This is a genomic window from Reichenbachiella sp. (genome assembly GCF_965233835.1).
GTDB lineage: Bacteria > Bacteroidota > Bacteroidia > Cytophagales > Cyclobacteriaceae > Reichenbachiella.
This window is the reverse complement of record NZ_OZ247585.1, coordinates 841,386-855,482: the sequence shown is the minus strand read 5'-3', so window position 1 is coordinate 855,482 and position 14,097 is coordinate 841,386. Positions and strand designations below refer to the sequence as shown.

Genomic DNA, 14,097 nt, shown 5'->3' with positions numbered 1-14,097 from the left:
TTCTAATTTGCGTGCTCAGACATAAACTTAATTCGCATCAGTCGAACTTCGTCCTCCGAGTACCCGTCTTGTTCGAGTTCATCCATGGCTACATCCAAATTGTCTGTATCAGACGTCATAAAATAGTCAAGCAAATCATCCTGACGATCATCATCAATGAATTGGTCAATATAATAGTCCAAATTGAGTTTGGTCCCTGAAAAACAGATGTTTTCGATCTCGGTCAATACCTCATCAAAAGAAATATTTTTGATCTCCGCCACTTCTTCTAAATCCACCTTTCTATCAATTTGTTGAATCAAGAAGATTTTTATTTTGGACTTGTTTACTGCAGATTTTATCACAACATCTGAAGCCGTTTCCAAGTCGTTTTCTTTTACATAATTGGCGATCGCATCAATGAAGGGTTTTCCAAACTTCATCACCTTACCCATGCCCACACCATTGACTTGAGCCAAGTCCTCTTTGGTAGTTGGGTAGGTGGTCGCCATCTCTTCTAAAGAAGGGTCCTGGAAGATTACATAGGGTGGCAGATTTTTTTGTTTCGCCACTTTTTTCCGAATGCCTTTAAGAATGTCATAAAGATCTTCATCATGCGCTTTGCTGTTGGCATCTACACCATTGTCATGGTCAAGGTTTTCCACAGTATAATCATGATCTCTGGACAACTCAACAGAAAACGGCTTCTTCAGGAAATCATGCCCTTTATCCGTTACTTTTAGGACGCCAATATTTTCAATGTCTTTAGCTAAAAATTCATTAAGTAGGGTTTGGCGAACTACTGACCGCCAGAAGACCTCAGTCTCATCTTTTCCAATACCATATACATCTAACTTACTATGGTCATAGCTTTTTACATATTGGCTCTCAATTCCCCGCAGCACGTTCACCAGATGTCTGATCCCAAAACGCTCCTCAGTTTGAATAGCAGCATTTATCACCTTGATTATAAACTCCTGCCCTTCAAAAAGCTCTTTGGGGTGAGCACAGTTGTCGCAAAGCCCCTGATCGGAGCAATCCGGGTCCATGTATTCTTCGCCAAAATAATGAAGAAGTTGTTTACGGCGACATACAGAGGATTCCGCATAAGAAGACACTTCTTCTAAAAGAAGCTTTGCATTTTCCCTTTCAGTAACAGGCTTGTCTTTATTGAATTTCTCAAGCTTAATGATATCATCCAGTGTATAAAATAAGATACACTTGCCCTCCAACCCATCGCGTCCTGCTCGACCTGTCTCCTGATAATAACCTTCTAGAGATTTGGGTGCATCATAGTGAACTACAAATCTTACGTCTGGCTTATCGATTCCCATCCCAAAGGCTATAGTCGCTACGATCACATCTATATCTTCATTGAGAAAGCCATCCTGATGTTTCATTCTTATACCGCTCTCTAGCCCAGCATGATAGGGCGCGGCATTCACATCGTTGACTTTCAGCAGTTCGGCAATCTCTTCTACCTTTTTTCTACTCAAACAATAAATGATGCCTGAAGTACCTTTTTGCTCTTTTACGAATCGAATCAACTGCTTTTTTACATCAACTTTAGGTCTTATTTCGTAATACAGATTTTTTCTGTTAAAAGAAGATTTAAAAACATCAGCCTCCTCCATTTGAAGGTTTTTTTGAATATCCAACTGCACTTTGGGCGTGGCCGTGGCTGTAAGTGCTATGATTGGAATATCTCCAAATTGACCAATGATAGATTTGATTTTTCGATATTCCGGACGGAAGTCATGACCCCACTCTGAGATACAGTGTGCTTCATCAATTGCGGCGAAAGAAATTTTTGCTTGTCCTAAAAATTCAATGTTTTCTTCTTTAGTAAGTGATTCAGGCGCTACATACAGAAGTTTCACTTTTCCAGACAAGGTGTCCTCTTTCACTCGCTTCATTTCTGTTTTGTTCAGCGTTGAATTCATGAAACGAGCATTAACTCCAAAGGCATTGAGCTGATCCACTTGATTTTTCATCAGGGCAATCAACGGAGATATTACAATGGCAGTGCCTTCGCTAATAATGGCTGGTAATTGGTAGCATAGAGATTTTCCTGCTCCAGTTGGCATCAATACGAATGTATTTCGGCCTGAAAGTAGGTTGGTAATGATTTGTTCTTGGTTACCTCGGAAATTACTAAAGCCAAATATTTCTTTCAGTTTTCCCCTCAGTTCGTCCTCCTGGCATGCAATCATCTTCTTCTCAATTTATATACCGGATACATAATTTAACAAAAAATGAGCTAACCTCAGTTAGCCTTGCAAAATTTCGTTTCCGGTTGCTGGTTAATTATTATTTAAATTATACAAATACCATGATAAAATCAATCGAAACTAGATGATCCTAACATAATCCTATTACTAATTCTTTAATCAATTAGTTACGTGTACTATTATTCTCCTTCTATATTTGCCATCCGTTCAAGATTAAAAAGGATGAAATCAGAAGTATTTGTAGTAATTATGGCTGGGGGTGTCGGAAGTAGATTTTGGCCGTACAGCCGAAACTCTCGCCCCAAACAATTTATAGATGTTTTGGGCAACGGCAAATCACTACTACAAATGACCTACCAACGTTTCTTACCAACGGCTAACAAAGATAACATATTGGTCGTAACAAACGATATATACGCTGACCTCGTCCAAGAACAATTACCTGACATCAACCCGGAACACATCCTTACGGAACCAACACGTAGAAATACGGCGCCATGCATAGCCTATGCCGCTTATAAAATCAGGAAAAAAAACCCTGATGCCGTAATGGTGGTTACACCGGCAGATCATACCATTTTTCAAGAAGAGAACTTTACCAATATCATTAAGACGGCTACTAATGCTGCAACAGGCTCTGATAAACTACTGACCGTAGGAATCACACCCAATCGTCCCGAGACAGGTTATGGCTACATCCAATATTTAGAGGATACTGCAGAAGTGAAAAAGGTAAAAACCTTTACGGAAAAGCCAGAGCTTTCCTTGGCAAAAAAATTTTTAGAAAGTGGAGACTTTGTATGGAATGCCGGAATTTTTGTTTGGTCCATTTCTGCTATTGTTAAATCTTTTGAAGCTTCACTTCCAGATATAGCAGAAGCATTTGAAGCGGGAAAAGATAAATACTATGAGACCGATGAAAAGGCATTTATTGATAAAATATATCCGCAATGTGAAAACATCTCCATCGATTATGGCATCTTAGAAAAATCTAAAGAAGTCTTTGTTGTTCAAGGCACTTTCGACTGGTCTGATCTTGGGTCTTGGAATTCCCTGCATGAAATTCGAGAAAAAGATGAAAATGACAATGTTGTTGATGGTCAGGTCATCCTAGGTGATTGCAAGGATAATATTGTAAAATCTGAAACAAAAAGGCTCCTTGTTCTAGATAATCTCGAAGGGTATCTGGTTGGAGATTTTGATGACGTACTAATTGTTTGCAAGAAAGATCAAGATGCTCAATTCAGAGAATATGTGGCTAAAGCCAAAAAGTTAAAAGGAGATAAATACCTCTAACCTCTTTGTCTCATACTTTCGAAAAGGATAACCCCAGCAGCTACAGAAACATTCAAAGAATCTATTTGCCCTACAATTGGAATTTTTAGTTTCTCATCTGCTGCCGCCAATAATTCTTCTGATATACCGTCTTCCTCAGACCCCATAATAATAGCCGTGGGAATAGAAAGATCGGCATCAAATACCAATTTATCCGTCTTCTCCGTGCAGGCCACGATTTGAAAACCACTGTCCTTCAAATATTTTACCGAATGCATCAAACTGTCTTCTTTGCAGATAGGGAGATAGCTCAATGCTCCCGCTGAAGTTTTTACCGCATCCGAATTGATCATCGCCCCACCTTTGGTAGGGATCACTACTCCATTTACACCGGCACATTCGGCTGAACGACAGATAGCTCCAAAGTTTCGAACGTCAGTTACCCGGTCTAATATAAGTACCAAAGGAGCCAACCCATTTTCATAACTGTTTGCCACTATATTATGCAACGTCACGAAATCCACTGGGGAAACAAAAGCTACCACACCTTGGTGATTTTTTCTGGTTAGGCGATTTAGTTTCTCCACTGGAACCTTTGATACCGTCACCATAGAGCCTCTCAGTAGTTCGACCAATTCTTTAGTCAAATCATTTTTAAGGTCTTTCTGTAGGAATATTCTTTCAATGGTTTTACCTGATTTGATCGTTTCGATTACGGCGCGCGTGCCGAAAATCATATTATCAGGCTCTTCTTTTCTTGGGGGTCTCTTTACAAATCTCCGGTTCTCCATTGTTGTACTGCCGTAAACCACGCCTTATTGAGCGACTTCTCGCGAATGAGGGAATAGTGGTGTTGAACAAATAAGTTGCGTGTTTTGGCAAAAGTAAACTTTAAATCCCCATCAAATGTCTTGTACTCCCATATTTCTATATCTTCTTTTTTTGTAACCACTTCTGGCGGCCCAAAAACAATGTAAATCATACCTCGGTCCGTTTTCCATCCATTTTTATAATCTGTAAAAAGGGCATTGGCAAACTTGACCGATCTAAAGTACTTTTTAATCGTTGCGGAGGCTGCTTCTTTATCGTCTATATGGCTCAACCAAAAGTTGTTGAATGCTAGTTTTTTATCCTCCGCATCATTGAGTTCCTCAAATTCATCCCCCGTGCATATATATTTCAAGGTTTCAATGAGTTCTTCTACCTTTTTTGTTCGAGGATAATATTCTTTGTGACTCAAAATAGATACTCCTTTACCTGAAGCCGTATCATTCTGAACAAAATAAAGATAGTCTGCCTTGTTAAGCATCATACCTCTCTTAAAGCCAACTACCCGGTCAATTTTTAACATTTCTCCAGCAGCTCCATTTTCCACCACCATAGGCGGGATTGCCGCAGGGAAATTCTCTTTATATAAATAAGCAAAGTACTGCACATCATCGCCTCTTTCTTCATCGATTTCTTCAAACCATACAGAATCCCCTTTTTTATAGCCATCATAAAACATGGCTTCATTATCTCCCCCATAAATAATATTCGATAATGGAAAGGCGAGCGCCTCATTGATTGGAATACCATATAAATAAGATCGCTCAAGAAAAGAAAACTTCACTACCAAATAGTTATTCTCGGACTGAGCATAGAAATCGAGTTCAATGACATTTTTAATAAATCCAGAATCTATATTGATGGCTATGGGCTCAATCAAACTTTCCTGTCCCGAATTAAATTTTCTCTGCTGATAAAGTTCAAAGCCAACCAAACTATCGGTAGGAAGCACTTTTACCAAGTGAAAAGTTAAGATCAGTTTGTAAATGGAATCCTGCTTTGCTATCTGATGATTAATCTTTACTGGATCATGATTGTAGAGATAACTGAAGTTCTCTTTGGTCAGATCATGGGCATGGATATTTTGGCTCAAGGCCAACATAAACAATAGAACAAAAGTTACTTGAAGTTTTTTGGAAATGCACATGAAACTAATATAAATCAATTTGAAGATTAACGTATAAAATTGGCTTATTTTTGCGCCCTATGGCAACATACACTACAGAAATAGCATCGGACAAAATAGTATCCGACAACCCAATACACCAAAGATTGCTTCAGGCCTACCATGAGGCTAAACCATATATCAAAGGCAATGTGCTTGAACCAGGATGTGGAGAAGGCCGAGGGATTGCTGTACTTTCTCCATTGGCAGAAAGATATTTAGCACTTGACAAAATAGAAGAAGTCGTAGAAAATCTAAAACCTCAATACTCTGACGTCGAGTTTCGCGCAGCCGTCTTTCCACCTTTTGACAATATAGAAGACAATTCTATCGATACGGTAATTACTTTTCAAGTAATTGAGCATATCAAAAATGACAAGCTATTTCTGGAAGAAATTCACCGTGTACTTAAGCCTGGTGGACAAGCGATCATTACTACTCCTAATATCAAAATGTCACTATCTAGAAATCCTTGGCATGAACGTGAGTACACCAATCAGGAGCTGAAGGACCTGGCCGGCAGCATTTTTTCGCAAGTAGAAATGAAAGGGATCGCTGGCAACGAAAAAGTGATGGAGTACCACGAGCAAAACAGAGCCTCGGTTGCTAGAATTACTCGATTCGATATTTTCAATTTGCAATATCGACTGCCAAATGCATTGCTACGAATTCCTTATGATTTGCTCAATAGGCTCAACAGAAATAACCTGCAAAAGCAAGACGAAGGACTGGTGACAGAAATTGATCGTAAAGATTATTTTTTGAGAGAACAGAATGAAGAAAATTTAGACCTCTTCTGTATTGCTACTAAATAGTGTAGATTAGAGTATAACTAATCTAGTCATGCATGGCTTGGGGCAAAAAACCTTGGCAGGGAAGCACAGCAAAAAAATCAAATCGCTATTCTCGGGAAGAAGAGCGCACATACGAATTTGATGCTTTCAACCTTACAAGTCAATACAGAAGTAAAAAGGAAGCTAATAGCACATTAAAAGGTGGCTTGGTTCTGATTGGCCTTATATTAGTCGGAATTCTTTTCTTGGTATCATTAGCCGTTGTATTTGGAAAATAAAAATCACATCGAAAACAAAGACTCTATACCACTTAGGAAGATCGCCAGGTCATCATGGTATTCCAGATTCAAAAGTCCATATCAAAGTACAAGAGAACTTAAAAATTACTTCAAAGGAGGTTTTATTTTACTTTCCTTCATGGTTCTGTTTTTTGTGGTTCTTTATTGGCTGATTAAAACATACGTCTAGTGACTAGATGTTTGATAATTATTAGTAACATTAAATATATTTGCAGCCTACGTATGGGTCGTTAGCTCAGCTGGTTTAGAGCGCCGCCTTGACAGGGCGGAGGTCGCTGGTTCGAATCCAGTACGACCCACATAAAAGAAAGAACGGAACACTACCGTTCTTTTTCTGTTTAAAGCCTGGACAGGGCGGAGGCCGCTGCGGTTCGGCGCTCCGATTCGAATCCAGTACGACCCACATCGATTAAAGAGGTTACTTGGATCAACCTCTTTAATTTTCCTCCTCCACTCAAACCACTATATCACCTCCCTCAATTTTTTGATTTGCCATATTGGATGGGTTTAGTGTACCTTTCTTATTCTATTGAATCAAACCATTAAAAATGAAACATCTATTAACCCTCCTCTTAGTTGTCGGGACACTGGTTGCTCCCGCCCAACGAAGAAAAAAAATATCCTTACAAAAAGCCCCGGAATCTGCCCTAAGTCAGACTTCCGTTGGCGGACTAAAGTTCCGCCATGTCGGTCCGGCGCTCATGTCTGGTCGTATTGCTGATTTTGCTGTAAACCCTACCAATCCCTCCGAATATTATGTGGCTGTAGCCTCTGGTGGAGTTTGGAAAACTGTGAATAATGGCAATACCTATGAGCCAATCTTCGATAGCCAAGGCAGCTATTCCATAGGGGTGGTGACCATGGATCCGAATAACTCAAATGTGATTTGGGTAGGTACTGGTGAAAACAACAACCAACGTAGTGTAGCCTACGGGGATGGCGTATACAAATCGCTGGATGGAGGAAAAACCTGGAAACATATGGGTTTGAAAAAATCTGAACACATAGGTTCGATCGTGATTGATCCTAACAATTCAGATGTGGTTTATGTGGCAGCCATCGGGCCACTCTGGAGTGAAGGTGGAGATAGAGGTCTTTACAAAACAACCAACGGCGGCGAAAGCTGGCATCGTGTCTTGCACATCGACAAGCACACCGGAATCAACGAAGTGCACATGGACCCAAGAAACTCAGAGGTGCTATATGCTACCTCCCACCAGCGAAGACGTCACGTGTTCACCTACATTAGCGGAGGTCCAGGTTCCGGCATTCATAAATCAACTGACGGAGGCAAAACGTGGAAAGAAATTAATAGCGGCTTGCCAGGCGTTGACTTGGGTCGAATTGGTTTGGCTATCTCGCCTGCTAATCCGGAATACATCTATGCGATTGTGGAAGCAGCCAGAGGTGAAGGTGGCTTTTATGTCTCAACCACCAGAGGCGAATCCTGGGAAAAAAGAAGCAGCTATGTATCCAGTGGAAATTACTACCAAGAAATCGTAGCCGACCCCATAGATCCTGACAAAATTTATGGTATGAATACCTGGATGAAAGTATCTGTAGATGGCGGTCGCACTTTCAAAAATGTAGGGGAAGACAATAAGCATGTCGACAACCACTGTCTTTGGATCAATCCGGACAACACCAACCATTTATTGGCTGGATGTGACGGTGGAATCTACGAAACCTGGAACAGCGGCAAGCACTGGTCTTACAAAGCCAATTTGTCGATCACTCAGTTCTATAAAGTGTCTGTGGACAATGCCAAACCATTCTACCACATCTACGGTGGTACGCAGGACAACAACAGTTTGGGCGGACCATCTAGAACGGTAAGCGCTAGCAGTATTGTCAACGAAGACTGGTATATCACCCAGGGTGGTGATGGTTTCGAAACTCAGATCGACACTGAAAATACAGACATTGTTTATACCCAATATCAATACGGTGGATTGGCCAGATTCGACAAAAAAAGTGGCGAGCTCAAAGGCATTCAACCCAAAGAAAGAAAAGGTGAAAATGAATATCGTTGGAACTGGGATGCGCCATTGCAAGTAAGTAATCATAAACCTGAGCGCCTATATTTCGCAGCCAACAAACTATTCCGTAGTGAAGATCGCGGGGACAGCTGGGAAGTGCTGGGTGATGACCTGACTGCGCAAATCGATAGAAACAAACTAGAGGTGATGGATAGAATCTGGAGTGTGGACGCAGTGATGAAAAATGGCTCTACTTCTCCTTACGGAACGATTGTAGCCTTCTCAGAATCTCTGTTAGATGAAAACCTATTGGTAGTTGGAACCGATGATGGGTTGATTCAAATTTCTAAGGATAGAGGTGCCACATGGAATAGATCATCAAGTTTCCCTGGCATTCCAGCAAATACCTATGTGAATATGGTCTTCACGTCGAAGCATGACAAAAATGTGATCTATGCGATCTTCAACGATCACAAGAGAGGCAACTTCAAACCTTATGTATTGAAGTCATCTGATCAGGGAACAACCTGGTCTAGCATCGCTTCGAATCTGCCAAGTCGAGGTTCTACGTACAGCATTGAAGAAGATCATGTGGATAGCAACTTACTGTTTGTCGGTACTGAGTTTGGTGTATTGTTTTCTGACAATGGCGGTGCAGAATGGAAGCAACTGAAAGGCGGCTTGCCTACCATTGCCGTACGAGACATTGCCATTCAAAAAGAGGAGAACGATTTGGTGTTGGGTACATTCGGTAGAGGGTTTTACTTGCTGGATGACTATTCCTCTTTGAGAAATGTGAGCAGCACGTTGAGCAAAAACGCCGAGCTATACTCCGTACGAGACGGATTGCTATTTGAGTATTCTTATCCATTGGGATTGAAAGGTGCGGCCACTCAGGGTGACAATTATTTCATGGGGGAAAACTTAGGCTCTGAGGTGATCTTTACTTACTACCTCAAAGATGGAATAAAATCTAGGGCTGATCAGCGCAAAGAACAGGAAGCAGAAAACTCGAAGAAGAAGGCAGACAACTACTTCCCGAGCTACGAAGCACTGAAAGCAGAGAAAGAAGAGGCAGCACCCTCGTTGCTCTTCACCATCAAAGACGCCGAAGGTACGATCGTAAGGAAATTGACAGCCAACCCATCGAAAGGGATCAGCAGACTAAAGTGGGACTTGCGCAACAACCCGAAAAATCCGGTGAACTTGAGTAAGCCAGGCTTCTACAACCCATGGGCAGAAACCAACGAAGGTACCATGGTAGCACCTGGTCAATACAGCGTGACCATGTCCTCTATCGTGGATGGCAAAGAAACTGAGATAGGCACACAATCTTTCAACTTGATGCCGATTAACAACGCCACCCTTCCGGCAGCCGACAGAAAAGAATTGGCTGAGTTTATGGCTAAGGTCGGAGCGCTCAGAGGCAAGGTGAAAAGTGTAGCGCAAGCGTTATCAGAAATCGATGGAGAACTGAAACAAATGAATGCGGCGATTCTAGCTACCCCGGTCGCTCAAAACGAATTGCTGGCCGAGTACAACGCCATCAAAAAAGAGGTAAGTGAGCTAAGTATCATCGTGAATGGCGATCCGATCAAATCGAAACTCGATATCGGGCAAGTGCCATCTCTAAGTAGCCGATCTGGTTCGCTGGCCTGGGAGCAAGCAGCCTCTACCGCAGCACCGACAAAGACACATAGGGACGTGTACAAAATCACTGTCGAGGAGCTGGAACCGGTGTACAAGGCTACCAAAGAAATCCTTGAAGTTAAAATGGTTAACTTCAAAAAGAAGCTGAAAGCTGCTGGTGCGCCTTATACGCCTGGTAATTTGAAACATTTGGATTAAATGTCCATTGTCTACCCTTCGACAAGCTCAGGGTGACAAAAGAATTATTATAAAAAGGTGATGTCAATAGATGTCACCTTTTTTGTCTTGGAAATGGGTATAATTGTGTGATACATTTTCTTTGTTATTCATTTGTATTTCCTAATCTTATCATGAAAAATATCCTCAAGGAACCTCTTGAAAATTATAAATCAGAAAGAAGAAAAGAATTTAGAAACAATAAGCTAGCACATAAATTTCGACATCATTACCCCGATTTAATTCAATCATTATTAGATGATAAAGAGCGTTATAAAATCGTAGGTTCTTCTGGACAAGGAAATTGGGCTGACTGTCCTTGGATCGCCATTTTAGATGGAATAATTACTAAAACACCACAGTCCGGATATTATCCGGTATATCTATTTAGGTCTGATATGAAGGGAGTCTATCTCTCACTAAATCAGGGCGTTACTCAAGTGAAAGAAGATTATAAAAGAGACGCCCAGAAAGTACTTAAACTAAGAGCAGAGGATTACAGAGCTAAGCTAGAGTATAATGAAAATGAATTGACACATAACATCCAACTAAATTCAAAGTCAAGTAATGCAAAACTATATGAGCACGGAAACATCCTTTCAAAATATTATCCAATTGAAAATATTCCAAATGACGAAACCCTTAGAACTGACCTGAGGCTATTTCTTGACCTTTACAATGAACTTGCCTACCTAGACCCAGGATTAACTGATGATATTTCTAATATTGGATTTGAAATTAAGAAACTCAGACTTCATTGGCGAGTTGAACGGAGTTCAACTCTTGCAAAAAAGGTTAAAAAATCAAAAGGATATAATTGCGAAGCCTGTGGTTTAAATTTTATGTCCATTTATGGGGAAATAGGTAAAGATTTTATTGAGGCTCACCATTTAACACCAATCTCAGAATTAGATCTCGGTAATATTCCACTCAATATTGAAACAGATTTTGCGGTTCTATGTAGCAATTGTCATAGCATGATTCACAAATTGGAAGATCCAAGTGACTTGACCAAACTTAGAGAATTAATAAAGTCCCAACCAAACTTTTAGCGAATCATAAATCTGCTGTTGCTGAAGTGAGTCCAAGTCCTTGATTCTGGTACGATGCGTACCGTCAGGCTTCACAAACTTCATGGTACTTTTACCCTTCGGGTTTACGGCACAAGCACCCCAAGGATCGAGTCCTCCATAAATCCAGATCATTTGTTCGCTCTGATTTTCTGCATAGTCTTTCACTGCCGACATGTATTGGCCATTGTATGTGAGGTCTACACCCTTTGGCGCTAGTATCCGATGACTGTATCTGCCTTGACTCAGCCACGAGCTCAATCCAACTGTATCCATCACATAATAACCCAGTTCCCTCATATGCTGATAGTAAGAGGGCAAACCACCTTCGTAAGATTGATCAGAAAAATTGCTCACACCAGACACGCCATTCAGGTAATTGAAAGCTGAATCCAAAGAAACGTCCTCATTTGGTATCTGCCTACAGTCACCATCCCACTGCCAAAACGAAAACGGGTATTCTAGTATGGCATATTCCAGCGCCACCTCATGCCCCATCTCAAAGGTCAGTGAATCTTCATTGGTCTTTTTCATCATCTGACCAAGCACCTCTTCCTTGTTTTGCAACAATCGCTTTTGCAGGTTTTTTATCTTTTGCCTGCACTCGGGAGGTCCCACTCGATTCACGTGTTCCCACGGACGCATATCTGCCGTATCTAATATGATCGGAGCGACATAAGGCACGACCACATCTGCATCTTTGGGGTATTTCGATTTGTAGATCATGGCCGTCTCTCCTCCTTTACTAATGCCAGAAGTCAGCCACTTGCCGGCCTTATAAACCTTTCTGAAGGTCTGATTGAGTCGGTGATAATCTTCTATCGCCTGGTCATTGGTCAAATACTCCCAAGGGATTTCCTCTGGTCGAGAGTCACCATAAAATCGATACTCCACCAGAATCAAATTCAAACCCAGATTTTTACTAATCTCGCGCTCTGCCAAATAGGCGTCATACCCTCCAGTCTCCAAATGAATCGGTGCCTCATAATCTACATGATAGAGATAGATGTATTGACCGAAAGTCTCTAATTCCGGATTATTGTGATCCAGATATTGTGGTATTATCACTTGATAGGCTTCCGTATAAGGTTCTTCAAAAGCAATGGCTTCCACCGTTGCACCTGGAAACAATTCGATGATTCGATTCTTCAAATCCGCTTGAACTTGCTGAGTAGAATGACACTGCACCAAGATTAAACTGATCAGCGCGAGTGTTAATATTTTTGTTTTCATATGGGTTAATAAAAGAATTAATATTAGTTGTCATTTCGAACAACAGAGAGAAATCTCATCGGCAGGTGGTAGGTACACTTAGATTCTCTCCCGATACATATCAGGATCGAAATGACAAAAAATTATAAAAGAACAACTGCTCCTTGCAACACAAACCTGCCGGATTTATTCCGGCACCCGTTTCGGATACTCTACTGTCTTTAGCCAACAGATCGCGGAATAAATCCGCGAATGCCTGAAGTCTAGAGCAACTGCTCCTGATAATGCACCTTTTGATACTGCGATGGAGTATGGTTGGTGAGCGACTTAAACTTCCTATTGAAATTAGAAAGATTCACAAAGCCAGAGCGATAGCAAACTTCTGTTACGTTGATCTCCTTGTTGAGCAATAGCTTACAAGCATGCGCCACACGAAGCTCATTCAAGAAACTCACATAGGTCTTTCTGGTTCTTTGTTTGAAATACCTGCAAAATGCAGACGGGGTCATATTCGCCACCTCGGCCACCTCATCGAGCGTGATCGGACGATGGTATTCTTTCATGGTAAATTGGAAAATATCGTTCAAACGTTTGCCCTCCGATTCATCCACATTTAGATTGTGTGGTTCTTTAGACAGCCATTGATGTTCGTCCGTTTGGCTCAGTAAATTGAAAATGTTCAGCAAAGAAATGATTTTGGTAATGCCATCCTGTGCTTCTATCTCTGTGATGATTTTAGAAACTCTGCGCTTTGCATCTCCATTTAGTTTTAGACCTCTTACACTCTTACGCATGAAGTCATTCACACTACGCATCTCCGGCAGTTCAAAAAAGTCCTTACCAAAACTTTCAGAGTCGAAAAAGACACAGATGGCATGACACATATCTGTGCTCCCCTCTTCATAATAGGAGGGGTCACTTTTTAATACATGCGGCACATTGGCGCCAAAAATAAACACATCGCCTTCTGAGAAGTTGCCGATATAGTCCCCTTGAATCACTGTGCCATGCCCTTTTACAATCAACGTAATTTGGGATTCGGGGTGTTGATGAAGAATATCATAGAACTGAGGCATGATATCCACCTGTACCCTAAATGAGGAATCGTCTGTCTTTGGAATCTTAAATGGTAAAACCTTCATAGCTTGTCAAATTTTCATTTTCTATTAGCTGCTTCATCGATCAAATGCGTTGAATAGTACCACTATCCACTACAAAAGATATTATTTATACATCAAAATCAAAATAAACCCTTATATGATGTCAATATAGTACTACTATCAATCAAATATTGATAAGCCGCGCATTTTAGCTTGCTCTACTTTTACAAAAATTTTAAATTGGAATAAAACAACTGTTGGGATATCATATCCATTTGACTGACTCCAATTGACCTAAG

The 14,097-nt window shown here is 40.9% G+C and carries 10 protein-coding genes and 1 tRNA gene; 6 read left to right on the top strand and 5 right to left on the bottom strand.

The genetic code is table 11. The features are described from left to right. Positions 1 to 2 precede the first annotated feature (2 nt). Complete coding sequence (gene recQ / locus ACO6S2_RS03600; protein ID WP_422361156.1) at positions 3 to 2,192, bottom strand: DNA helicase RecQ; 2,190 nt, start codon at positions 2,190 to 2,192, stop codon at positions 3 to 5. Positions 2,193 to 2,432: 240 nt separating this feature from the next. Here recQ and ACO6S2_RS03595 point away from each other — a divergent pair, with 240 nt between their 5' ends. Then, positions 2,433 to 3,506: a mannose-1-phosphate guanylyltransferase gene (locus tag ACO6S2_RS03595; protein ID WP_422361155.1), complete on the top strand. Its 1,074-nt coding sequence runs from the start codon at positions 2,433 to 2,435 to the stop codon at positions 3,504 to 3,506. On the opposite strand, the gene rlmB is transcribed toward ACO6S2_RS03595, so the two are convergent. Next, positions 3,503 to 4,276 carry a 23S rRNA (guanosine(2251)-2'-O)-methyltransferase RlmB gene (rlmB, locus tag ACO6S2_RS03590; RefSeq protein WP_422361154.1) on the bottom strand — a complete coding sequence of 258 codons (774 nt, stop codon included), beginning with the start codon at positions 4,274 to 4,276 and terminating at the stop codon, positions 3,503 to 3,505. The genes ACO6S2_RS03595 and rlmB overlap by 4 nt on opposite strands. Then, positions 4,255 to 5,460, bottom strand: a complete 1,206-nt coding sequence (locus ACO6S2_RS03585) for a GWxTD domain-containing protein (protein ID WP_422361153.1) — start codon at positions 5,458 to 5,460, stop codon at positions 4,255 to 4,257. The genes rlmB and ACO6S2_RS03585 overlap by 22 nt, the downstream gene beginning before the upstream one ends. 59 nt (positions 5,461 to 5,519) lie before the next feature. Between ACO6S2_RS03585 and ACO6S2_RS03580 the strand changes: the two genes are divergently transcribed. The 5 genes from ACO6S2_RS03580 to ACO6S2_RS03560 all read left to right on the top strand — a co-directional run bounded on the left by ACO6S2_RS03580 (position 5,520) and on the right by ACO6S2_RS03560 (position 11,468). Next, positions 5,520 to 6,293: a class I SAM-dependent methyltransferase gene (locus ACO6S2_RS03580; RefSeq protein ID WP_422361152.1), complete on the top strand. Its 774-nt coding sequence runs from the start codon at positions 5,520 to 5,522 to the stop codon at positions 6,291 to 6,293. A gap of 32 nt (positions 6,294 to 6,325) precedes the next feature. Continuing rightward, entirely contained in the window at positions 6,326 to 6,550 is a 225-nt protein-coding gene (locus tag ACO6S2_RS03575; protein ID WP_422361151.1) for a hypothetical protein, read from the top strand. A gap of 245 nt (positions 6,551 to 6,795) precedes the next feature. Continuing rightward, positions 6,796 to 6,870: transfer RNA gene (locus tag ACO6S2_RS03570), tRNA-Val, on the top strand. A 249-nt stretch (positions 6,871 to 7,119) separates the two neighbouring features. Beyond that, on the top strand, positions 7,120 to 10,398 hold the full coding sequence (locus ACO6S2_RS03565) for a glycosyl hydrolase (RefSeq protein ID WP_422361150.1): 3,279 nt from the start codon (positions 7,120 to 7,122) through the stop codon (positions 10,396 to 10,398). Positions 10,399 to 10,550: 152 nt separating this feature from the next. Continuing rightward, positions 10,551 to 11,468 (top strand): MrcB family domain-containing protein, encoded by a 918-nt coding sequence (locus ACO6S2_RS03560; protein WP_422361149.1) that lies wholly within the window; start codon positions 10,551 to 10,553, stop codon positions 11,466 to 11,468. On the opposite strand, the gene ACO6S2_RS03555 is transcribed toward ACO6S2_RS03560, so the two are convergent. Together ACO6S2_RS03555 and ACO6S2_RS03550 are read right to left on the bottom strand one after the other, a co-directional pair. Continuing rightward, positions 11,442 to 12,719, bottom strand: coding sequence for a S28 family serine protease (locus ACO6S2_RS03555; RefSeq protein ID WP_422361148.1), 1,278 nt, complete (start codon positions 12,717 to 12,719; stop codon positions 11,442 to 11,444). The genes ACO6S2_RS03560 and ACO6S2_RS03555 overlap by 27 nt on opposite strands. Before the next feature lie 242 nt (positions 12,720 to 12,961). Then, a complete protein-coding gene (locus tag ACO6S2_RS03550) occupies positions 12,962 to 13,840 on the bottom strand; it encodes an AraC family transcriptional regulator (protein ID WP_422361147.1) in 879 nt (292 codons plus the stop codon). Positions 13,841 to 14,097: the final 257 nt, after the last annotated feature.

Excerpts from the sequence above, each read along its gene's own strand:
- ACO6S2_RS03580 (WP_422361152.1), top strand. The coding sequence starts at position 5,520 with ATGGCAACATACACTACAGAAATAGCATCGGACAAAATAGTATCCGAC.
- ACO6S2_RS03555 (WP_422361148.1), bottom strand. The coding sequence starts at position 12,719 with ATGAAAACAAAAATATTAACACTCGCGCTGATCAGTTTAATCTTGGTG.
- recQ (WP_422361156.1), bottom strand. The coding sequence starts at position 2,192 with ATGATTGCATGCCAGGAGGACGAACTGAGGGGAAAACTGAAAGAAATA.
- ACO6S2_RS03560 (WP_422361149.1), top strand. The coding sequence starts at position 10,551 with ATGAAAAATATCCTCAAGGAACCTCTTGAAAATTATAAATCAGAAAGA.
- ACO6S2_RS03550 (WP_422361147.1), bottom strand. The coding sequence starts at position 13,840 with ATGAAGGTTTTACCATTTAAGATTCCAAAGACAGACGATTCCTCATTT.
- ACO6S2_RS03595 (WP_422361155.1), top strand. The coding sequence starts at position 2,433 with ATGAAATCAGAAGTATTTGTAGTAATTATGGCTGGGGGTGTCGGAAGT.
- ACO6S2_RS03575 (WP_422361151.1), top strand. The coding sequence starts at position 6,326 with ATGGCTTGGGGCAAAAAACCTTGGCAGGGAAGCACAGCAAAAAAATCA.
- ACO6S2_RS03585 (WP_422361153.1), bottom strand. The coding sequence starts at position 5,460 with ATGTGCATTTCCAAAAAACTTCAAGTAACTTTTGTTCTATTGTTTATG.
- ACO6S2_RS03565 (WP_422361150.1), top strand. The coding sequence starts at position 7,120 with ATGAAACATCTATTAACCCTCCTCTTAGTTGTCGGGACACTGGTTGCT.
- rlmB (WP_422361154.1), bottom strand. The coding sequence starts at position 4,276 with ATGGAGAACCGGAGATTTGTAAAGAGACCCCCAAGAAAAGAAGAGCCT.